At 68.8% G+C, this 21,083-nt stretch carries 14 protein-coding genes; 6 read left to right on the top strand and 8 right to left on the bottom strand.

Annotated elements, in window-relative coordinates; genetic code table 11:
• Positions 1–233: 233 nt before the first annotated feature.
• Both DS843_RS28915 and DS843_RS28910 read left to right on the top strand, forming a co-directional pair.
• Entirely contained in the window at positions 234–1,508 is a 1,275-nt protein-coding gene (locus DS843_RS28915; RefSeq protein WP_208852353.1) for an exonuclease SbcCD subunit D, read from the top strand.
• Entirely contained in the window at positions 1,508–5,278 is a 3,771-nt protein-coding gene (locus DS843_RS28910) for an AAA family ATPase (protein WP_149472273.1), read from the top strand. The genes DS843_RS28915 and DS843_RS28910 overlap by 1 nt, the downstream gene beginning before the upstream one ends.
• Before the next feature lie 119 nt (positions 5,279–5,397).
• On the opposite strand, the gene DS843_RS28905 is transcribed toward DS843_RS28910, so the two are convergent.
• Together DS843_RS28905 and DS843_RS28900 are read right to left on the bottom strand one after the other, a co-directional pair.
• Complete coding sequence (locus tag DS843_RS28905) at positions 5,398–6,633, bottom strand: trypsin-like peptidase domain-containing protein (protein ID WP_149472272.1); 1,236 nt, start codon at positions 6,631–6,633, stop codon at positions 5,398–5,400.
• Between the two features lie 144 nt (positions 6,634–6,777).
• On the bottom strand, positions 6,778–7,749 hold the full coding sequence (locus DS843_RS28900) for a replication protein RepA (RefSeq protein WP_149472271.1): 972 nt from the start codon (positions 7,747–7,749) through the stop codon (positions 6,778–6,780).
• Between the two features lie 1,104 nt (positions 7,750–8,853).
• On the opposite strand from DS843_RS28900, the gene DS843_RS28895 reads away from it, so the two are divergent.
• Both DS843_RS28895 and DS843_RS28890 read left to right on the top strand, forming a co-directional pair.
• Positions 8,854–9,873 (top strand): ParA family protein, encoded by a 1,020-nt coding sequence (locus DS843_RS28895; protein ID WP_014197973.1) that lies wholly within the window; start codon positions 8,854–8,856, stop codon positions 9,871–9,873.
• Positions 9,863–10,744 carry a ParB/RepB/Spo0J family partition protein gene (locus tag DS843_RS28890; RefSeq protein WP_149472270.1) on the top strand — a complete coding sequence of 294 codons (882 nt, stop codon included), beginning with the start codon at positions 9,863–9,865 and terminating at the stop codon, positions 10,742–10,744. Before DS843_RS28895 ends, DS843_RS28890 begins: the two co-directional genes overlap by 11 nt.
• 40 nt (positions 10,745–10,784) lie before the next feature.
• Here DS843_RS28890 and DS843_RS28885 read toward each other — a convergent pair whose 3' ends face one another.
• Positions 10,785–11,321 carry a mismatch-specific DNA-glycosylase gene (locus DS843_RS28885; protein WP_149472269.1) on the bottom strand — a complete coding sequence of 179 codons (537 nt, stop codon included), beginning with the start codon at positions 11,319–11,321 and terminating at the stop codon, positions 10,785–10,787.
• Between the two features lie 97 nt (positions 11,322–11,418).
• Complete coding sequence (locus DS843_RS28880; RefSeq protein WP_149472268.1) at positions 11,419–12,348, bottom strand: LysR family transcriptional regulator; 930 nt, start codon at positions 12,346–12,348, stop codon at positions 11,419–11,421.
• A 102-nt stretch (positions 12,349–12,450) separates the two neighbouring features.
• On the opposite strand from DS843_RS28880, the gene DS843_RS28875 reads away from it, so the two are divergent.
• Positions 12,451–12,849, top strand: a complete 399-nt coding sequence (locus DS843_RS28875; RefSeq protein WP_149472267.1) for a RidA family protein — start codon at positions 12,451–12,453, stop codon at positions 12,847–12,849.
• Positions 12,850–12,994: 145 nt separating this feature from the next.
• On the opposite strand, the gene DS843_RS28870 is transcribed toward DS843_RS28875, so the two are convergent.
• The 4 genes from DS843_RS28870 to DS843_RS28855 all read right to left on the bottom strand — a co-directional run bounded on the left by DS843_RS28870 (position 12,995) and on the right by DS843_RS28855 (position 17,947).
• A complete protein-coding gene (locus DS843_RS28870) occupies positions 12,995–13,585 on the bottom strand; it encodes an ANTAR domain-containing response regulator (RefSeq protein ID WP_149472266.1) in 591 nt (196 codons plus the stop codon).
• 45 nt (positions 13,586–13,630) lie between these two features.
• Positions 13,631–15,295, bottom strand: a complete 1,665-nt coding sequence (locus DS843_RS28865) for an ABC transporter ATP-binding protein (protein WP_149472265.1) — start codon at positions 15,293–15,295, stop codon at positions 13,631–13,633.
• A 13-nt stretch (positions 15,296–15,308) separates the two neighbouring features.
• Positions 15,309–16,400: an ABC transporter permease gene (locus DS843_RS28860; RefSeq protein WP_149472264.1), complete on the bottom strand. Its 1,092-nt coding sequence runs from the start codon at positions 16,398–16,400 to the stop codon at positions 15,309–15,311.
• 158 nt (positions 16,401–16,558) lie between these two features.
• A complete protein-coding gene (locus DS843_RS28855; RefSeq protein ID WP_286192386.1) occupies positions 16,559–17,947 on the bottom strand; it encodes a CmpA/NrtA family ABC transporter substrate-binding protein in 1,389 nt (462 codons plus the stop codon).
• 669 nt (positions 17,948–18,616) lie between these two features.
• Here DS843_RS28855 and nirB point away from each other — a divergent pair.
• Positions 18,617–21,082 carry a nitrite reductase large subunit NirB gene (gene nirB, locus DS843_RS28850; RefSeq protein WP_149472262.1) on the top strand — a complete coding sequence of 822 codons (2,466 nt, stop codon included), beginning with the start codon at positions 18,617–18,619 and terminating at the stop codon, positions 21,080–21,082.
• Position 21,083: the final 1 nt, after the last annotated feature.

The following is a 21,083-nucleotide window of genomic DNA, read 5'->3' as shown; positions in this document are numbered from 1 at the left end:
CCGCAACACCCCGCGCCCATCCCCTTCGAGGAGTGGGCCGCCAGGGCCAGAATGTCTCTGTTTTCCCGACCCGTCGGCGCCTCGTTGGCGGCCACCGCGTCGGGAGGCGCTTTATATGCGTGCTCCCCCGGGGGTGGCAAGCACTTTTTTCGACCCCGGCGATTTTTCGACGCTGCCTTTTTCACACGGCGCGTTCGTGGCCGCGCTTACGTAGAATGCCGGTTCCCTTTCCGATGGACCTGCTTCCTTCCATGCGCCTTCTCCACACCGCCGACTGGCATCTCGGGCAGACTCTGCACGGCTTCGCGCGCGATCATGAGCATGCGCGGTTCCTCGATTGGCTTCTCGACCGGCTCGAAGACCGGGCCGTGGATGCGCTGGTCATCGCCGGGGATGTGTTCGACGGGCAGAATCCGCCGATCCCGGCGCTCCGCCTCTTCTATCGCTTCCTGGCGAAGGCCAAAGCGCGTTGCCCGGCGCTGGACATCGTCGTGGTCGCCGGGAACCACGACAGCGGCAGCCGGCTGGAGGCGCCCTCCCCCCTGCTGACGGAGATGGGGGTGCGGGTGGTCGGCGCCCTGCCGGTGGGAGAGGACGGGTCCTTCGCGCCGGACGGGCTTTTGGTTCCGCTGACCGACGGCCATGGGAGGATCGCCGCGCGCTGCGTCGCCGTGCCTTATCTCCGCCCCGCCGATTTGCCGCCGCTGACCGAGGAGGAGGTCGCGGCGGGCGCCGACCCGCTGATCGAAGGCGTGCGCCGCGTCTATGAAGCCGCCGCCGAGGCCGGGCGGCGCGCCCTGCAACCGGGCGAGGCGCTGATCCTCACCGGCCATTGCTACATGCGCGACGGCGCCCTGTCGGAACTCAGCGAGCGCAAGGTCCTGGGCGGAAACCAGCACGCGCTGCCGGTGAACGTCTTCCCGGAGGACGCGGCCTATGTGGCGCTGGGCCATCTGCACCGGGCGCAGGCGGTGGGGGCGCGCGAGTCGGTGCGCTACAGCGGTTCCCCCCTTCCGCTGGCCGTGGACGAGGAGCCTTACCCGCATCAGGTGGTGCTGGCCGACTTCGCTGAAGGGCGGTTGGCCGGGGTGGAGGCGCTGCGGGTGCCCCGCTTCGTCGCCATCCGGCGCATCCCCGGCGGTGGGCGATTCGCGGCGCCGGAGGACGCGTTGGCGGCGCTGACGGCGCTGGAACTGGACGACTCCCTGCCGCGGGACGTCTGGCCCTATGTCGAGGTGTCGGTCGAGCTGCCGTCCCCCCGCCCGGCCCTGCGGGAGGAAGTGGTCGCCGCGTTGGCCGGGCGCCCGGCGCGGCTGGTGAAGATCGCCCTGCGCCTGACCGGCAGCGGCGAGGCCCTGGCCGAATCCGCGCCGCTGGCCGATCTGGCGGATCTGGCGCCGCAGGACGTGTTCCTGCGGCTCTACCGCCGCCATCATGACGGCGATCCGGAACCGGCCCTGCTGGCCGCCTTCCACGAGCTGGTCGCTGCCGTTCAGGAGGGTGCGTGATGCGGATTTTGGCGGTTCGCGGCTGCAATCTGGCCAGCCTTGACGGGACCTTCGCGGTGGAGTTGGGCGACGGGCCGCTGCGCCACGCCGGCCTGTTCGCCATCACCGGCCCGACCGGTGCGGGGAAAAGCACGATCCTGGACGCGCTGTGCCTTGCCCTGTTCGACCGGATGCCCCGGTTGCCGGATGGGCGCGGGGTGACGCTGGGCGCCAGCGGGGATACCGACGCGATCAGCACCACCGACGTGCGCAGCGTCCTGCGCCGCGGGGCGGGGTCCGGCTGGGCGGAGGTGGACTTCCTCGGGATCGACGGCGGCGCCTACCGCGCGCGCTGGGAGCTGCGACGGGCGCGGCAGAACGCCCGCGGTGCGCTTCAGAAGCAGACGATGAGCCTGACCGCCCTGTCGGACGGCAAGCGGCTGGGCGACGGCAAGACCAGCGTGCTGGAGGAGATTTCCACCCGGCTGGGCCTCAGCTTCGAGCAGTTCCGCCGCGCCGTCCTGCTGGCCCAGGGCGACTTCGCCAATTTCCTGAAGGCTCCGGCGACGGAGCGCTCCGCCCTGCTGGAGTTGCTGACCGGAACGGAAATCTACTCCCGCATCTCCATCGCCGCTTTCGAACGCTCGAAGGAAGAGCAGCGGGCGCTGGAGGCGCTAGAGGCGCAATGCGCGGGCATCGGCGTGCTGTCCGACGAGGCGCGCGCCGCCCTGGACGCCGAGGCCGCGACGGCGGTGGAGGCGGTGCGGCGGGAGGAAGCGGTTCTCGAGTCGGCGCGCGCCGCCGTCGCCTGGCACGAGCAGGACGCACGGCTTGCCGCGGCGGAGGCGGACGCCGAGGCCAAGAGCCGGGAGGCCGAGCGGGTCTGGCAGGAAGCCGGCCCGCGCCGGGACGAGGCCGCGCTTTTGCGCAAGCTTCAGCCCTTGCGGGCGCGCCTGAGCGAGGCGGACCGCTGCGCCGCAGCGGCTTCAGAGGCGCTGGAGGCCCTGGACCGCGCCAGAACCGCGGTGGCGGAGGCCCAGGATCGGCTGGTGCAGGCGGATGCCCGTCATAAGGAAGTGCGCGGCGCCTATGAGGCGGCGCGGACCGCCGTGGAGGAGGCCGAACCGGAGCTGGAGCGGGCCGCCGCCTTGGATGCGGAGGTCGCCACGCTGACGGATCAGCAGGCCGGGGCGTTCGCTGAAGCCGCAACGGCGGAGGCGGAGGTTCGGGCGCTTCGCGAATCCGGCGCCGCCACTCGGACGGCGCTGGAGCAGGCTCTCGCGGACGCGGCGGAGCGGGAGCGGTGGCTGGCCGGTCAGACGGCGCTGGTGCCGGTGGCCGATCAGTGGGCGCGCTGGGACGCGCTGCTGATTCGCCACCGCGACTCCTCGCGGGTGGAGCGCGATGCCGCGAAGGAAGCCGGGCGCGCCGCTCAAGAGGCCGCCGCCCATGAGGCGGAACTGGTCCGCCTGTCCACCCTGCGGGAGGAGGCCACGGCGCGGCGGGACGAGGCGGAGCGGACGCTCGCCGCGCTCAAGGCCGAACCGGTGGAGCCGTTGGACGCCCTGCGTGGACGGCGCACGGCTCTGGCGGAGCGCCGCGACGGGTTGTCGGCGCTGGCGCAGGTGGCGGAACGGGCCAAACGGCTGGCGGCGGACGCCGGCGAGGCGGAAGCCGAACGGGTGCGGCAGCGCGTCGCCGCCGAGGAGGGCGACGCCCGCGCCATGGAGACGAGGGCACGGCTGGACCAGCGCCGCGCGGCGCTGGAGGAGGCCGATGCCGCCCTGCACCGCCTGCGCCTTGCCCGCGGCGAGGATGCGGCGTCGCTGCGCGCACAACTGGTGGAGGGCGACGCCTGCCCCGTCTGCGGCGCCACGGAACACCCTTGGGGGGCCTGGGGAACCGGGCACACGCCGCTCGACCGGCTGGCCGACGACCAGAACCGCCGCGTCGCCGCCCTGCGCGCCGAGGTGACGGAGCTGGCGACGGAGCATGGCGCACAGGCTGCGGCGGCGAAGGCGGCACGGGAACGCGCCGCGGTTCTGGACAAGCGGTTGGCCGCACTGTCGGCGGAACGGGTGGAAGCGGCGGAGCGCTGGGCGGAGCGGGCAGCGGCTTTCGGCCTGCCCACCAAGCCGGATGCGGAGGCGGTCTCCCGGCGGCTGGCCGATGTGGACGCGGAACTGGCCGAAGCCGGGAAGGCCGAGGCCGCGGCGCTGGACCACAGGGCGCGGCTGGACAAGGCGGTGCAGGCGTGCCGCGAGCGGGAAGCGGCGCTGGCCGACACGGAGCGGGCCTCCGAGGCGCGGGCCCGCCAGCGCGACTCCGCCCGCCACACCGAGTCCCTGGCCGCGGCCCGGCGGGATCAGGGGGCGGACGCGCGGGCCGCGGTGCAGGCGGAGCTGGCCCAGTCCTTCGCCGGCCTGGAGGGGTGGAGCGCCGCGCTGGAGCGCGATCCGGACGGGTTCCGCGAGGCCATCGCGGCGCGGGTCGCCGATGTGCTGCGCCAGCGCGACGGCTTGGCCCAGGCGCGGCGGGACGTGGAGACGCTGGAACGGCAGGCCGGCGCCAAGGCGGCGGAGCTGGAGGGCGCGCGGCAGGCCGAACAGGCGGCGCGGCGCCGGTGCGAGGGTCTGGCCGCGACGGTGGAGGAGCGGCGCACGGCGCGCGCGGCCTTGCTCGGCGGGCGGGCGGTGAGCGCGGTGAAGAAGGAGCTGACCGCAGCCTGCCAGCGGGCGGAGGCCCTGGTGGAGCAGGCGACGGTCGCCCGGCAGGACGCGGCGGCCCGCCTGTCGGCGGCGGAGCAGAATGTCGCGACGCGCGGCGATTCCGCCCGGCGCTGCACCGCCGAGGCGGAGACCGCGGTGGACGCCCTGGCCGCGGCGGCGGAGCGCTGTGGCGTCACGGTGGACGACGCCCGCGCCCATCTGGTCCGCGACGAGGACTGGCTGACGGGGGAGGAGCGGGCGCTGGCCGCCCTCGATTCGGCGCGGCGGGACAATGCGTTGCTCGCGGCGGAGCGGACCCGGTTGCGGCGGGAGCATCACGGCGCCGGACTGCCGTCCATCGGTGCGGAGGAGGCGCGCGCCGCCGTCGCCGAGGCGGCGGGGCGGCTTCAGGACACGCGCGGGCGGCTCGGGGAGGTCCAGGCACGGCTGCGCGCCGACATGGAGAACCGCATCCGCCTCGCCGCCGTGATCGACCGGGTGGAGGCGCAGCGCAGGACGCACGGGCTGTGGGCGTCCATGGCGCAGCTCATCGGGTCCGCCGACGGGCGGAAGCTGCGCAACTTCGCCCAAAGCCTCAGCCTCGACCTGCTTCTGGTGCAGGCGAACCGCTATCTGGCCGATCTCGCCCGCCGCTACCGGCTGGAGCGGGTGGGCGGGGCCGACCTGGAGATCCAGGTGGTGGACGGGGAGATGGGCGACGAGCGGCGTGGCGTTCACAGCCTGTCCGGCGGCGAGATGTTCCTCGTCTCGCTGGCCCTGGCGCTCGGCCTGTCGGCCATGGCGGGGGGCAGCGGCGGGGGGATCGGGACGCTGTTCATCGACGAGGGGTTCGGCACGCTGGACCCCGGCAGCCTGGATCTGGCGCTGTCCTGCCTGGAGGCGCTTCAGGCCACGGGGCGCCAGGTGGGAGTCATCAGCCACGTTCCGGCGCTGGTGGAACGGATCGGCGTGCAGGTGCGCGTCACCCCGCTGGGTGGCGGGCGCAGCGCCGTGACGGTGACCCGCGGGGCGCTCGCTGTGCCCGACGCGGCGGTGGAGCGGGAGCTGCTGTTGTCCTTGTAGAGTGTTCAGGCAGCGGGGAATTCACCACAGAGGCGCAAAGACACAGAGGTTAGAGCATCCCTCTGTGTCTTTGCGCCTCTGTGGTGAAGAAACCTGCGAACTCTGTAGCTTTGCAGGCGTCAGGACAGCCGGAAGGCCAGATAGCTGTCGGCGCCGACCTGTCCCGGCATGGTGATGACGGCGCCGATGGACTTTCCGGTGAAGGTGATGCTGCCGTCGATGCTGCCGTTCCCGTCGAAGTCGATGCGCACCGTAGCGCCTTCGTAACCCTTGGCGCCCTTCATCGCTTCCCAGGTCAGCTTCGACACCCCTTCCTTCCACCCCCAGGCGGTCGTCCATTCGCCGGGCTCGAAATCGGTGATGGTGGACCAGGTCACCCCTGTGCCGCGCCCATCGAGAAAGAAAGTGTCGTTGCCGGCACCGCCGGTCAGGAAGTTGGAGCCGGTGCCGCCGTCCAGAACGTCGTCGCCGCCCTTCCCGTCCGCCGCATCGTCGCCGGCGCCCAGGTTCATGAAGTCGCCAAGCTCGCTGCCGATCACCGCCTCGATGGATTTGCTGCCCAGATAGACGTTCTTCAGCGTCGTCAGCGGGCCGGCATAGATGTCCATCTGCACCTCCCGACCCGACACGCCGTCGCTCACGAGGGCCCGCCGCTGCGAGTCGGGCGTGGGCGTGCCGGAGGCGATGTAGACGTCGTTGGCGGACAGCGCGTCCCTCAGCCAATAGGCATGGCCGCCCAGGGACGTGGCGGCGATGGCGGTGGACACGACGCCGACCGCGAAGGCGTTGTTTCCAATCGTGTAGTAGATCGGCCCGCCGGAGTTCCCGGGATTGATCTCCAGGTCCGCGTTTATGTAGTAGACCGTATCGACGCTCGACCGACGGACGGTGCCGCTGTCGAAGGTCTCGTACCGCCCGTATCGGGTGGGATGGCCCAGGACGCCGACCGTTCCGCCCGCGAAGTTCCAATCGATCCCGAAATAGCCGAACTTGTCGCCGACCGGCTCGGACAGGGTCAGCAGAGCGATGTCGATCTCCGTCCCGCTCTGAGTCGTCCGGTAGAAATCCCCGGTGACGAGCTTGCCGTCCGAATCCGGATCGAAGTTGGTGAAGAACTGTGACTTGGCAACGCCGTAGGCGACGTTGTCGGATTTGCCCGGGTTGTAGGATGGGTAGATCTTCAGGCTGCTGGGCTTGCCGCCGAGAGCGGCGTTGTAGACGACGTGGGAGGCGGTGACGACGTCGTTGCGCCCGGCCAGGAAGCCCGAACCGACATAGGTCCGGCTTCCCCACGACGCCTCGATGTAGACCACCGCGCGCGCCGGATACTGGTCGTCGTCGGCCCGATACGACATCGTGGATCGATCCTTCCGCTGCATTCGGCGACCCAGGGTGCCGTGCGGTTGCAGCCGATCCAGAATGTCACGCCGAAGGCGTTCGCTTCAACCGCCCACCCTGCGACCGGACGCCCTGGCCGGCAGCATCACAACCGCCATCCGTCAGCCCCGGACGGGGCGCAGGACGAGATGCTTGTTGGACGGCACGGCGGGAGCCGACGGACGGAGGACTAGCCCCTTGGATGTCGGCTCGATGTTCGCGTCGGGATAGACGGCCATGACGTCCTTCAGCGCCTCTTTCAGGCGGAAGGCCAGCACGCGGTGCTCGCTGACCGAGCCGAAATGCTGCGACAGGGCGTGCCAGGGAACGAGCGTCTGCTTGTCCAGGCGATGCAGCCGGTGGACCAGCCACACATAGGCGTCGAGCGCCAGGGCGGAGTTCTTCAGCTTGGCGATGGCGTGCTCGTCCAGCGGGACGGCGTGTTCCATCAGGTGCTCGAAGAAGCTCTGGGTCAGGCGGACGAAGCGCACCCATTCGCCACCCGTGCGGAACAGGTCCGGCGTGTCCTCCTCGTCGCGCCACAGCTTGATGCCGTCGATCAGGCGCTGGTCGGAAATTTCCGCCGTGGAAGGGCCGGTGGTGGTGCGCAGGGTGAATTCGCTACGGGCGATCCGCAGCACCTGCTCGCGCACCGGCTTGTAGTTCCCGCGCTCGCCGCCCGTGGGGGCCAGCCCGAGCCGGCGCAGCCACGCGCTCATGCTCGGTCCCAGATCGACATGGGCGCTGCGCGTCTTGCGGGCCTCGGTCTGCAGGTAGATCATGATCAGGCGCGCCTTGGCGCCGTAGGGAACCCCGACGTCCAGGACCGTGCCGTCGCGCAGCGGCAGAATGCCGGGGCGCACGACGAGCTGGTACTTTCCGTTGTTGCGGACCCAGGGAGCGGTCTCGTCCTTCGGCTTGCGGTGCGGCAGGGAGGCTTGGCAGAAGCCCGCGTGCAAATAGCCGATCGCGTCCATCTCGTTGGACAGCGCTTCGTGGGCCATGATCACACGGCGGCGCTCCTTGGGGTCTTCGGTGCGGGCAAGAACCGCCTCGAATCCCTCCAGGGTAAGCTGCTCGTGGATTTTCGCCATGGGACCCCTCCGGCCTCGTTCGGTCACGTTGCTGTCATTTCAGAAAACACAAAATGTGGTGGCTGTGAAGCGCGTCCATCCCACGAATCGCTGAAGTCGCAACGGAAGCTGCAGATTCCGACTCAACTTCAGCGAAGTGGCCGGGCGTGGCCCCCAGCAGCCCTCCGCCAGCCCCTCACGGCCAAGCCCATGTTTCAAAATCAGCGTCCCGTTCGGAGCGACGGGTGCCGGAAGGGGGCTTGTCCACAGCCGGGCGGGCTTGTCCACGCTGAGTTGGAATCGCTTGGGGCGAAACCGGCCGGAACGGCTCGCTGACTCCGCAACGGACGGAACGCCGAAGTCGCAACGGGGACTCGCTCATCCACGCTGAAGACGAGTCACGAAAGGCGGTTATCCACGCTGAACTCGCAACCATGTCCTATATGAGTCCCTATAGGATTCTCCGGTTAGACCGGTTGCGCGGGTGCTGGCGCGACCCTCTTCGCTGAAAACGCAACGGTGGGAGGGGCGGAGAATCGGGAACCGGGCATTCGAGGGTGATCCGGACCCCAGTCCGCCACCGGGACGAGCATCGCCGCCCATCGGGCGTTCCCCAACCGGACCGTCAACTGTCAACCCCATAGGACGCTGAATTTGAAACGGGAGAGACTCGGGTCCAACGCTGAATCAGTAACATTCGACTCGGAAACCCAAGGCTTTCCAGGGCTTAGCCGACTCGGCGAGTCTCGCGCAGATCTTGCAACGGCGGCGAAAACAGGCGACTCGGCATCCGACGCTGAATTTGAAACAACGGAGTCCAAGTGAATCAAGGCGCGAATCGAAATGGCCCCGCCGAGGCAACGCTGAATTGGTAACGCTCTGGAAAATGGGCTTGACGGGGTCCCGGTCGATTCGTCTCCGTAACGGTTTTCCACCGCCCCGCACCACCCGTCGAGAGAGCCCGGTTTTGTGACCGAGGTCCCATACGACGTCGCATGATAGGAGCATGATAGGGGCATCACGGGGGTCCGCCGGGCCATTTGACGCAAATCGGTGCGCTTCGGCTTGACCAGTTGCGTCACATTTTGCGAAAACGGGCCGAACACAGGGAAAGCCGGAGGCCCGATGAACGGGGAAGAACTGCGCGCCATCCGCGAACGGCGCGCCGAGGACCAGTTGAGCTTTGCGACATGGCTCAACGGTGCGCTGAACCGCCGCTACGACCGATCCCGGATCAGCCGGTGGGAAAGCGGGGCGGAGCGCATCCCCCAGCAGGTGGCGGGATTCCTGGCCGGACAGGGCGGCATGGCCGCCGTGCCGCAGAACGCCGGGGTGCCCAAGATGCAGCGCGCGGTGGTGGCTGTCGCGAATCAGAAGGGCGGCGTCGGCAAGACGACGACGGCGGTCAACCTTTCCTATGCGCTGTCCACGCTGGGCCTGAAGGTGATGCTTCTCGACAGCGATCCCCAGGGCAACGCCACCGTCCATATGGGGCTCGATCCCGGCGAGATCGAAACCCAGCGCAAGGGCATCTATAATGTCGTGCGCGGCGGGGCGTCCTTCGACAGCATCCTCCAGCCGGTGTGCGGCGGCGCCGTCATGCTCGCCCCGTCCAGCATCGGCCTCGCCGCGGCGGAGACGGAGCTGGTGGCGGAGCCGGACAACTCCCTGGTCCTGAAGGAGAAGCTGGCGGAGGTGCGGAACCGGTACGACGTCATCGTCATCGATTGCCCGCCCAATCTCGGCCTGCTGACCATCAACGCGCTGGCGGCCAGCGATCTCGTGCTGATTCCCGTGCAGACGGAGGTGTTTGCCGGCTTGGGCGTGCCGCTGCTGCTGGAGACCATCGCCAAGATCCGGCGCCGCTCGAACCCGTCGCTGAACATCTTCGGCATCCTGCCGACCATGTTCTCGTCCCGCCTGACGCAGGATCAGGCCAGCCTGCGCGAGATTCAGGAGCATTACGAGGGGCGCACCCGCGTTCTGAACGCCGTGCCGCGCGCCACGCTCTTCGCCCAGGCGTCGGGCGCCGGCCGCCCGGCCATCGAGGCCGATCCGAATTCCAACAGCGTCCAGGCCTATGGCGAACTGGCGCGTGAACTGGCCGCCCACCTCCAGACTGCGGAAGACGCCCATGTCTCGTAAGCTCGAACGGACCAGCACCCGCATTTTCGACAAGGCGGCGCAGCGCGGCGGTGACGCGCTGTTCGGGTTGTCCGCCGACTTCCCGCGGCTGATCGAGGTCGATCTGGATCGGGTGCACCCCAATCCCGACCAGCCGCGCCGCCATTTCGACGACCAGTCGCTTCAGGAGCTGGCGAACTCCATCGCCCGCCACGGGCTGAAGCAGCCGGTTCTGGTGCAGGATCTGGGCGACGGCGACTATCGCCTGATCGCTGGCGAACGGCGCCTGCGCGCCTGCGGACTGGCCGGGCGCCAGACCATCTTCGCCATCGTCACGGACGGCGACCCGGACGAACTGGCTCTGATCGAGAACATCCAGCGCGTCGATCTCGACGCCATGGAACTGGCTCGCGCCTTCGCCCGGCTGATCGAGCGGCACGACTACACGCACGAAGCGCTGGGGCAGGTGATCGGGCGCAGCCAGGCGGAGGTGACGCGCACCTTGTCGCTGCTGCGTCTGCCGGCCGACATCGTCGCTGAATTTGAAACGCGCCATCGCTCCGTCCCGAAAAGCATCCTGACGGAGATCGCCGCGGTGGACGATCCGGTCGTGCAGAGGAAGCTGTGGGACACGGTGAAGGACGGCGGCACGGTCAAGGCCCTGCGCGAGGCGAAGCGCGCCCAGATGGCGGGCGGGGAGACGCCGGACGCAGCGGCGGCGAAGGCTCAGCCGGTCCCGGCGGTGCGCTTCGTCTCCGCGGTTCAACGCATCGCCAAGGACTTTTCCGCCGTCGATGTCGGCGAGTTGCGGGCGCACCGCAAGCAGCTCAACGAGGCGCAATGGCAGGAGTTGCGCCGTCTCCACGCCCTTCTGGACGAGTTGCTGGCCTGACCGTTGGCAACGCTGAATTTGTAACGGACACCCGCTGACGTCAGCGGCGGGTGTCAACTTCAGCGCTGATGACCCGCTTCACCTCGCGGAACCAGCGCAGCTTTTCCTCGAACGGCAGACGGGCGAGCCCGCTGGGCGAGGGCAGCACGACGTCCACGGGACCGTCGAACAGGCTGTCCGGCTGGACCCCCCAATCCGCCCGGTCGCGATCCGCGGCGGCGAGATAGACCCCCTTCCCCGTATAGGCGATCACCCGCGGCTGAAATTCAGCGACCAACGCGCGCAGCCGCGGCACGCCGCCGCGCAGTTCCGCCCGGCTGAGGTCGGCGGCGCTCGCCGTCGCCCGCGCCACGAGGTTGGTGGAGCCCAGGCCGAAGTCGGGCAGAAGCCGGTCCTCCTCCGGGCGCAGCAGGCGTGGCGTCAGTCCGGATTCCGCCAACAGCTTCCAGAACTGGTTGCCGCGCCCCGCGTAGTTGTGGCCGAGCAGGCCGGACCGTGTTCCCGGATTGAAGCCGACGAACAGGACGTCGAGGCCGGGGGTGATGATGTCGGGGATCGGGCCTTCGGAATCGGTCATGTGGGATCAACCGCGTGGAATGGCGTCCGGCAACGCTGAATTTGAAACATTTCACCTCCACCTTCCTTCGTTCGGCGACGATCACCGGGGCATTTGGTCATGACTCATCGCCGCCGACTGGGCCGGCATGCTCCTGATCCGGCATGCTCTTGACGATGTCGAGGAACGCCCGCAGAGCCGGCGGCACGGCGCGATGGCCGGGGTAGTACACCGCCGCTCGCTCCGGCTTGTGCATCCAAGTTGGCAGAACGGTCCGCAACCGCCCCTGCGCCAGAGCGGCCTCGGCGGCCCAGTTCGCCACATAGGCGATCCCCAGGCCCTGCGCGGCGGCCTCCACCATCAACTCCTCATCGTCGAGAACCACCGATCCGTTTACGTCGACCGTCAATTCCTGCCCGGCCCGCTCGAACTCCCACCGGTAGAGCCTGCCGCCCGGAAGGCGGTGGCCGATGCAGCGATGGCGCTGGAGATCGTCGGGCGTCGTCGGCTCACCGGCGCGATCGAGATAAGCTGGGGATGCGACGCAGACGAACCCGATCGGGTCGGGAAAGGGCACGGCGATCATGTCCTTGGGAATGGAACCGATGAGGCGGACGCCGGCGTCGAAGCCCCCGGAAACAATGTCGATCAACCGCCCCTCGACGACCAGATCGACGGTCACGTCGGGAAACCGCTCGACCATGCGCGGGAGGACGTCTCGGACGAGAACCGCCGCGGCCACGCGCGGCGCGTTGATCCGGACCCGGCCGGCCACATTGCCTCGAAAGGCGGTGGCGGCGTCCAACGCTTCATCCAAAGACGTCAGGGCAACTTGCAAGCGGCCGAGCAGTTCAAGCCCCGCTTCGGTCGGCGAGACGCTGCGGGTCGTGCGGTTGAGAAGGCGCACGCCCAACCGGTCCTCAAGGCCCCGCATCGCGTGGCTCAGCGTGGATGGCGCCATTCCGAGTTCATCGGCGGCGCGGCGAAAGCTGCGATGGGTGGCAACGGCCACGAAAGCGCTGAGATCATTGAGCGAGGGGCGGGTCATTGATGGCGATCTTGCATCGACCCGTGCCGATTTCAACGTCTAATCACGCACTCCCTGGGCTGCTATCTCCTGCACCAGTTCCGATCCGAATGGGAGACATCAATGTCCAAGCGCGATGCCATCTTTCCCGCCGGCCGGCAGGCGCTCTACGAGATTCACCGCTACTCCGCCGCCATCCGGTCCGGCGATCTGCTCTTCGTCTCGGGGCAGGTCGGCGGCCATGAGGACGGCTCACCCGAACCCGATTTCGCGAAACAGGTTCAACTGGCTTTTGACAACCTTGGCGCCGTTCTGAAAGCGGCCGGCGCCACCTTCGACGATATCGTCGACGTGACGACGTTCCACACCGATCCGGAGGCCCAGTTCGAGACCGTCCTGTCCGTCAAAGACAGAATGTTTCCTCGGAAGCCCTATCCCAACTGGACCGCCGTCGGAGTGAACTGGCTCGCCGGTTTCGATTTCGAGATCAAGGTGATCGCACGGGTTCCACAGACCGCTTGAGCCGGGGCTTGCCGCGACCCGCAAGCTTTGGCACAGTCGAGGGGCTGTCCCGTCACCGGACCGTTCACACATGCCTTCCCCGGTCTGGGAAGTGAATTGTAAGTTCAGTATAATTGCCGACATCAAAGGCTTGATCTGAAAGGCCTTACAGCTCGATCTGGGCGGCGGTGACGACGCTCTGGGCGATGTCGGCGATGCGGCGGCCCTGCTTCATGGCGGCCTTGCGCAGCGCGGTGTAGGCCGCCTCCTCCGTCAGGGATTTCTGCTGCATCAGGATGCCCTTCGCCCGCTCGATCAGCTTGCGGTCGGCAAGCTGCGTGCGGGCCTCGTCGCGTTCGCGCTTCAGCGTTTCAAACGCAGCGAATCTGGCCAGCGCGGTTTCCAGGATGGGCCGGACGCGGGCGGGATGCAGCCCGTCCAGGACGAAAGCCGCTACCCCGGCCTCCGCGGCCTGTGCCGCGGCTCCCGGCGGTGCCCGATCGGCGAAGAGGACGACGGCGCAGGCGCCGGCACGGGCCAGCCGGAAGACGCCGTCCAGCGTCGCGCGGTCCGGCTCCGCCAGGGCGAGGATCACCGCATCGGGGGCCAGGGCGGCGGCGCGGGCGGGCAGATCGCCGAGACCGTGGACAACGGCAATCCGGTCGCGCGCCGCTGTCCCGGCCAGCCCGTCCTCCACCGCCCGCGTGGCGTCGGCGTCGGGACCGGCCACCAGAATGGTCAGGGGTGTGTTCGCCATGCCCGCTCCGCCCTCTTTCCAAGCTTCCGCCTTACGCCGCCCCAATCACGCCGCCTTGACCGTCCCGTGATGCCCGCCTTCCAGGAAGTTCAGCAATTCCTCCCGGTAGGCGTAGTAGCGGGGATGCTCCAGCAGGGCCTGCCGGGTCCGGGGGTGGGGAATGTCCACCTCCAGGATGTGGCCGATGCGGGCGTTCGGCCCGTTGGACATCATCACCACACGGTCGGCCAGGAGGATCGCCTCGTCAACGTCGTGGGTGACGCAGATGGCGGTGACCTGGGTGCGTGCCCACACCTCCATCAGCACCTCCTGAAGCTCCCAGCGGGTCAGGCTGTCCAGCATGCCGAAGGGCTCGTCCAGCAGCAGCAGCTTCGGCGACAGGGCGAAGGCCCGCGCGATGCCGACGCGCTGCTTCATGCCGTTGGACAGCTCCGCCGCCTTCTTGTGCATGGCGTCGCCCAGCCCGACGCGCGACAGGTAATAGCGGGCGATGTCGCCGCGCTCCCCCCGGCCCGCCTGCGGATAGACGCGGTCGACCCCCAGCATGACGTTCTCCAGCGCGGTCAGCCAGGGGAACAGGCTGGGCGCCTGGAAGACCACCGCCCGGTCGGGACCGGCGCCGACGACCTCCTTGCCGTCCAGAACGATGCCGCCGCTGGAGACATCGGCCAGCCCGGCGACCATCGACAGCACCGTGGACTTGCCGCAGCCCGAATGGCCGATCAGGGAGATGAACTCCCCCTTGCGCATCTTCAGGTCGAAGCCGTCCACCACGGTCAGCGGCCCCTTCGGCGTGGCGAAGGTCTTGGTGACCCGGCTGAACTCGACATATCGGTCGTCGGACAGGCCGCCGCTCTGCCCGGCCAGATAGGCCTTCGGCGGCGGGGCGGCGGTGATCGGCGTGACCGCCGGCAGGGTCAGGCTCTCGTCCACCGCGGCGGCGGCGCGGCTGGCCCCGGCCTCCATCAGCCACGCCGTGACCTCGGCGCGCAGGCGTTTGAAGTCCGGGTCGTGGTTCACGGCGGTGCGGTCGCGCGGGCGCGGCAGGTCCACCGCGAAGGCGGGGCCGAGCGTCGCCCCCGGACCCGGCGTCAGCGGGATGATGCGGTCGGCCAGCAGGATCGCCTCGTCCACGTCGTTGGTGATGAGGACGACGGTCTTGCGGTCCTTGCGCCAGATCGCCTCGATCTCGTCCTGGAGCTTGGCGCGGGTCAGCGCGTCCAGCGCCGACAGCGGCTCGTCGAGCAGCAGCATCTCCGGGCTCATGGCCAGCGCGCGGGCGAAGCCGACGCGCTGGCGCATGCCGCCCGACAGTTCCTTCGGACGGCGGTCGGTGGCGTGGCCCAGCCCCACCGTCTCCACCGCCCGGCGGGTGAGCGCGCCGCGCTCCCGCGCCGCCTTGCCCTTGTGCACGGCGTCCACGGCCAGCGCCACATTGTCCTTCACGCTCAGCCAGGGCATCAGCGAGTAGTTCTGGAACACGACGCCGCGCTCCGCCCCCGGCCCGCGCACCGGCTGGCCGCGGAACAGCACCTCCCCCGCGTCGGGTTCGGCCAGGCCGCCCATCAGGTTGACCAGCGTGGTTTTGCCGGCGCCGGAGAAGCCGACGATGGCAACGAACTCCCCCTCCGCGATGGACAGGTCGATTCCGCGCAGCACCTCGGTCCCGCCGTAGGACTTCGCGACGTTCTTCAGCTCAAGGATGGCCATGCTCGGGGACTCCTCAGCGGGTGCCGGTGTGGGAAACGGCGGCCTGGAAGGCCAACATCACGCGGTCCAGCAGGAAGCCGATCAGGCCGATGGTGAAGACCGCCACCATGATGCGGGCGAGCGAGGAGGAGGAGCCGTTCTGGAACTCGTCCCACACGAACTTGCCCAGGCCGGGGTTCTGGGCCAGCATCTCCGCCGCGATCAGCACCATCCAGCCCACGCCCAGCGACAGCCGCAGCCCGGTGAAGATGTAGGGCAGCGCGGAGGGCAGGACGAGCCGGCGCACCATCGTCGGGCCGGACAGTTGCAGCACCTTGCCCACGTTCATCAGGTCCTTGTCGATGGACGACACGCCGACCGCCGTGTTGATCAGCGTCGGCCACAGCGAGCAGAGCGTCACCGTGATGGCGGAGGTCAGAAAGGATTTCTCGAAGGCCGGGTTGTCGCTCGACACCGTGGCGCTGACCACCATGGTGACCAGCGGCAGCCAGGCCAGCGGCGACACCGGCTTGAAGATCTGGATCAGCGGGTTCATCGCCGCGTTGACCGTGCGCGACAGGCCGCAGGCCACCCCCAGCGGGACCGCCACCAGCGCGCCGATCAGGAAGCCGGTGAACACTGTCTTCAGGCTGGTGACGATCTGGTCCAGGTAGGTCGGCTTGCCGGCGTAGGGGCGGGTCTTCACCTCCGCCGCCGGGTCCTTCGCCAGAAGCTCGGCGTTGCGCTTGGCCTGCCGGTCGTAGAAGGCGGCCTCCTTGGCGCGTTCGGCCTTATGGTCGGCGTGGAGGTTGCCCACCTGCTCCCACACCTGGGCCGGGCCGGGGATGGCGCCCAGGCTGGTGTTCACCTGCGGCGCCAGCCACGCCCAGGCGGCGAGGAACAGCATCAGGGCGGTCAGCGGAACGCCCATCTGCTGCCACAGTTCCCGCCCCTGCTGGCGCGGGCTGTCCCCGGCGGCCATGCGGAGCAGCGGGGTGAGCCAGCCGAACCCGACGATCTGAAGGGTTGCGGCGGCGCGGTTCAGCGCGTGCGCAAGACGGGCCTTGCGCCGGGCGCGCATCGCCTCGGCGGAGGAGAGGGGGGAGGCTTCGGTCACGCTGGTCATGGGGTGATCTTTCTGTTTGGCGCGGGGCGCCGATGCCCCCTCCCCGGCCCTCCCCCGCTGCGCAGGGGAGGGAGCCAGTCCCCTCCCCTGCGTCAGCGGGGGAGGGTTAGGGTGGGGGCCCGTCGCAGCCTCTGCGCGGAATTCGGAAGTCCGCAGTCTCAACCGCCGACCAATTGCCCGCCCTGCACCGCCTGCCCGCCCTTCAGGCCGATGGGCAGCTTCGTCAGGTAGTCGTTGGGCTTGCGGCCGTCGTAGGCGATGCCGTCGATGAAACCGTTGTCCAGCGGCTTGTAGCCGTCGCTGGCCCAGGGGAAGTCGGCCTCCTTGGCCTTGCCCTCCTCCACCAGAAGCCGCGCGGCCTTCAGGTAGATCTCCGGCTTGTAGACTTTGCGGGCGGTCTCGTCGTACCAGGCATCCGGCTTGGCCTCGGCGATCTGGCCCCAGCGGCGCATCTGCGTCAGGTACCAGACGGCGTCGGAATAGAAGGGATAGGTGGCGTTGTAGCGGAAGAAGACGTTGAAGTCGGGAACCGCCCGCTTGTCGCCCTTCTCATACTCGAAGGTGCCGGTCATGGAGTTGGCGATGACCTTGGCATCGGCGCCCACATACTCCGACTTCGCCAGGATTTTCACCGCCTCGGCGCGGTTGGCATTGTCGTTCTCGTCCAGCCACATGGCGGCGCGGATCAGCGCCTTGACCAGCGCCAGATGGGTCTTGGGGTTCTTGGCGGCCCAGCCCTCGGTGACGCCGAAGACCTTCTCCGGGTTGTTCTTCCAGATCTCGGTGTCGGTGATGACCGGCACGCCGATGCCCTTCATCACCGCCTGCTGGTTCCACGGCTCGCCGACGCTGTAGCCGAAGATGGTCCCGGCCTCCAGCGTCGCCGGCATCTGCGGCGGCGGGGTGACGGAGAGCAGGGCATCCGCCTGGATCTGCCCCGACACGTCGTTGGGCGCGTAGTAGCCGGGGTTGATGCCGCCGGCGGCCAGCCAGTAGCGAAGCTCGTAATTGTGGGTGGAGACGGGGAAGACCATGCCCATGGTGAAGGGCTTGCCCTCCGCCCGGTACTGGGCGATCACCGGCTTCAGCGCGTCGGCCTTGATCGGGTGCAGCGGCTTGCCGTCCGCCCCCTTGGGGATGTTGGGCTTCATCCGCTCCCACACCTCGTTCGACAGGGTGATGCCGTTGCCGTTCAGGTCCATGGAGAAGGCCGTCACCACGTTGGCCTGGGTGCCGAAGCCGATGGTGGCGCCCAGCGGCTGACCGGCCAGCATGTGGGCGCCGTCCAGTTCCCCGGAAATCACGCGGTCGAGCAGCACCTTCCAGTTGGCCTGCGGCTCCAGCGTCACCGACAGGCCCTCGTCCTCGAAGAAGCCCTTCTCCGCGGCGATGGCGAGCGGGGCCATGTCGGTCAGCTTGATGAAGCCCAGCTTGAGCTGGTCCTTCTCCACATCGAGCGGAGCGGCCTGGGCGGACCCCAGCGCCAGCGCCAGAGTGGCGGCGGCGGACAGCAGGGCGGTGCGGGGGGAGGCGGGAAGTCGGATCACGTCTCGGGTCACGTCTCGCGTCACGTTGGTCGCTCCATCTCTCGTTCCGGACCCACGCGGCACGCCCGACCTCGATCCAACGCCCCACCGGCGACGCGCCGTTGAGGGCTCTCCAGCCATGAAGGGCTGTCGAACCGGGTCAGCGACGGTGCCGAGGGGCCCAACCTTGGGCGTATGGGATGGACGCACCGCCGTTGGCGCGTCCCGCCGTTCCTCTCGCAAGGACCATGCCAAAGGCTGAGTGAGCCGCCGAACAGGACCGAAGGTCTTTGTTCCTGCGGCTTTGACGCGAATTGCCTATTGTTTGTGCTAGTACCTTGGTGGTGACGCATTGCACAATTTGTCGGCTTTCGGACCGCTTTTTGTTCGAAGCAGGACAAAAGCTTGTGTCCGAGTCCCGACACTCCCGCCACCGGCCAGCGGAGGCGGGGCCTCGCAAACGGCGGAAATCCGCCATTCCGGTCCCTTTTTCATACCTTGGTGCCAGTGTTGGCATGCGGCTTGCCAGAAGGACAGGCAGATCAGGGCCAGGGCAACGGCGCCATGGCCGGTTCGACGGCGAACCACCCGGACAACGGCGTCCGAAACCCTGGAACTCCCGCGGGAGTCGCCAGGGCTTCGGGCGCCTTTTTCTTTTCGGCCTCGCGGCCTCGCAAGAGGGCACACAGCATGAGCACGCACACCAATCCACCGACTTCGCGCGAGCGGCTGGTCGTCGTCGGCAACGGCATGGCCGGCATCCGCACGCTGGAAGAGCTGCTGGCCAAGGCGCCGGACCGTTACGACATCACCGTCTTCGGCGCCGAGCCGCACCCCAACTACAACCGCATCATGCTCTCCCCCGTGCTGGCCGGGGAGAAGACCTTCGAGCAGATCGTGCTGAACGGGCGTGACTGGTACGAGGCCAACGGAATCAGGCTGTTGACCGGCGACCGGGTGGAGGTGATCGACCGCGCGAACCGCACCGTCACGGCCATCTCCGGCCTGACCGTTCCCTATGACAGGCTGCTGATCGCCACCGGCTCCACCCCCTTCATCATCCCGGTGCCCGGCGCCACCCTGCCCGGCGTCGTCGGCTTCCGTGACCTCGCCGATGTCGACACGATGCTGGAGGCGGCGGCGAAGGGCGGGCGCGCCGTGGTCATCGGCGGCGGCCTGCTGGGGCTGGAGGCTGCCAACGGGCTGAAGGTCAAGGGCATGGACGTTACGGTCCTGCACCTGATGGACACGCTGATGGAACGGCAGCTCGACCGCTCCGCCGGGGCGCTGCTGCGTCACGAGCTGGAACGCCGGGGCATCACCGTGCTGACCGGCGCGGACACTGCTGAAATTGTGGGCAACGAACGCGTTTCCGCGGTTCGCCTGAAAAATGGGCAGGAGTTCCCCGCCGATCTGGTGGTCATGGCCGTTGGCATCCGCCCCAACATGGCGCTGGGTAAGGCGGCGGGGCTGGCCTGCGGGCGCGGCATCCAGGTGGACGACGCCATGACCACCTCCGACCCGGCGATCCTGTCGGTCGGCGAGTGCGTGGAGCATCGCGGCCAAACCTACGGCCTCGTCGCCCCGCTGTTCGAGATGGCGAAGGTCGCCGCCGACCGGCTGGCCGGTGGTTTGGCGTCCGCCTACACCGGCTCCGTCACCTCGACCAAGCTGAAGGTGACGGGGGTCGACGTCTTCTCGGCGGGCGACTTCACCGGCGGCAAGGATTGCGAGGACATCGTGTTCCGCGACGCCGCCCGCGGCGTCTACAAGCGCGTGGTGGTCAAGGAGAACCGCATCCTCGGCGCCGTGCTCTACGGCGACACCAAGGACGGCGGCTGGTACTTCCAGATGCTGAAGGACGGGACCGATGTGGCGCCGGTCCGCGACACCCTCATTTTTGGTCAGGGTTTCGGAGGCGAGGGGGCGGCAAACCCTAAGGCCGCCGTTGCGGCGCTCCCCGACAGTGCGGAGATCTGCGGCTGCAACGGCGTGTGCAAGGGCACCATCGTCAAGGCGATCACCGAGAAGGGCCTGTCCAGCCTGGACGAGGTGCGGGCTCATACCAAAGCCTCGGCCTCCTGCGGAAGCTGCACCGGTCAGGTGGAGCAACTCCTCGCCCTGACGCTGGGCGACGGCTATGCGGGCGAGGCGAAGGCCAAGCCGATGTGCAAGTGCACCGACCGCACCCACGACGAGGTGCGCCGGGCCATCACCGCGCTGGAACTGAAAACCATCCCCGACGCGATGCAGCGGCTGGAATGGCGCACGCCCGACGGCTGCCACCATTGCCGCCCGGCGCTGAACTATTACCTGCTCTGCGAATGGCCGGGCGAATACAAGGACGACAGCCGCTCCCGCTACATCAACGAGCGCGTCCACGCCAACATCCAGAAGGACGGCACCTACTCCGTCGTCCCGCGCATGTGGGGCGGGCTGACCAGCGCCAAGGAGCTGCGGGCCATCGCCGACGTGGTGGACAAGTTCGCCATCCCCACGGTGAAGGTGACCGGCGGCCAGCGCATCGACCTGTTCGGCGTGAAGAAGGAGGACCTGCCCGCCGTGTGGGCGGACCTGAACGCCGCTGGCATGGTCTCCGGCCACGCCTACGCCAAGGGGCTGCGCACCGTGAAGACCTGCGTCGGGTCGGAATGGTGCCGCTTCGGCACGCAGGACAGCACCGGCCTGGGCGTGAAGCTGGAGCGGATGACCTGGGGCACCTGGACCCCGCACAAGGTGAAACTGGCCGTCTCCGGCTGCCCCCGCAATTGCGCGGAGGCCACCATCAAGGATCTCGGCGTCGTCTGCGTGGACAGCGGCTACGAGCTGCACGTCGGCGGCAACGGCGGCATGCATGTCCGCGCCTGCGACCTGCTGGTGAAGGTGGAAACCGAGGCGGAGGTGCTGGAATACACCGGCGCCTACATGCAGCTCTACCGCGAGGAGGCCCGCTATCTGGAGCGCACCGCCCCGTGGCTGGAGCGCGTCGGGCTGGAGTACATCAAGCGCCGGCTGGTCGATGACCCGGAAGGCCGGGCGGCCCTCAATGCCCGCTTCCTCTTTTCCCAGAGCTTTTCGCAGGACGATCCCTGGGCCGAGCGGGCCAGCGGGTCGGTGGACCGTCATGAATTCGCGCCGCTCGCTCAGGTGGGGTAAC

It is taken from the genome of Roseomonas genomospecies 6 (assembly GCF_008365375.1).
Taxonomy (GTDB): domain Bacteria; phylum Pseudomonadota; class Alphaproteobacteria; order Azospirillales; family Azospirillaceae; genus Azospirillum.
This window is presented reverse-complemented; position numbering and strand designations above follow the sequence as displayed.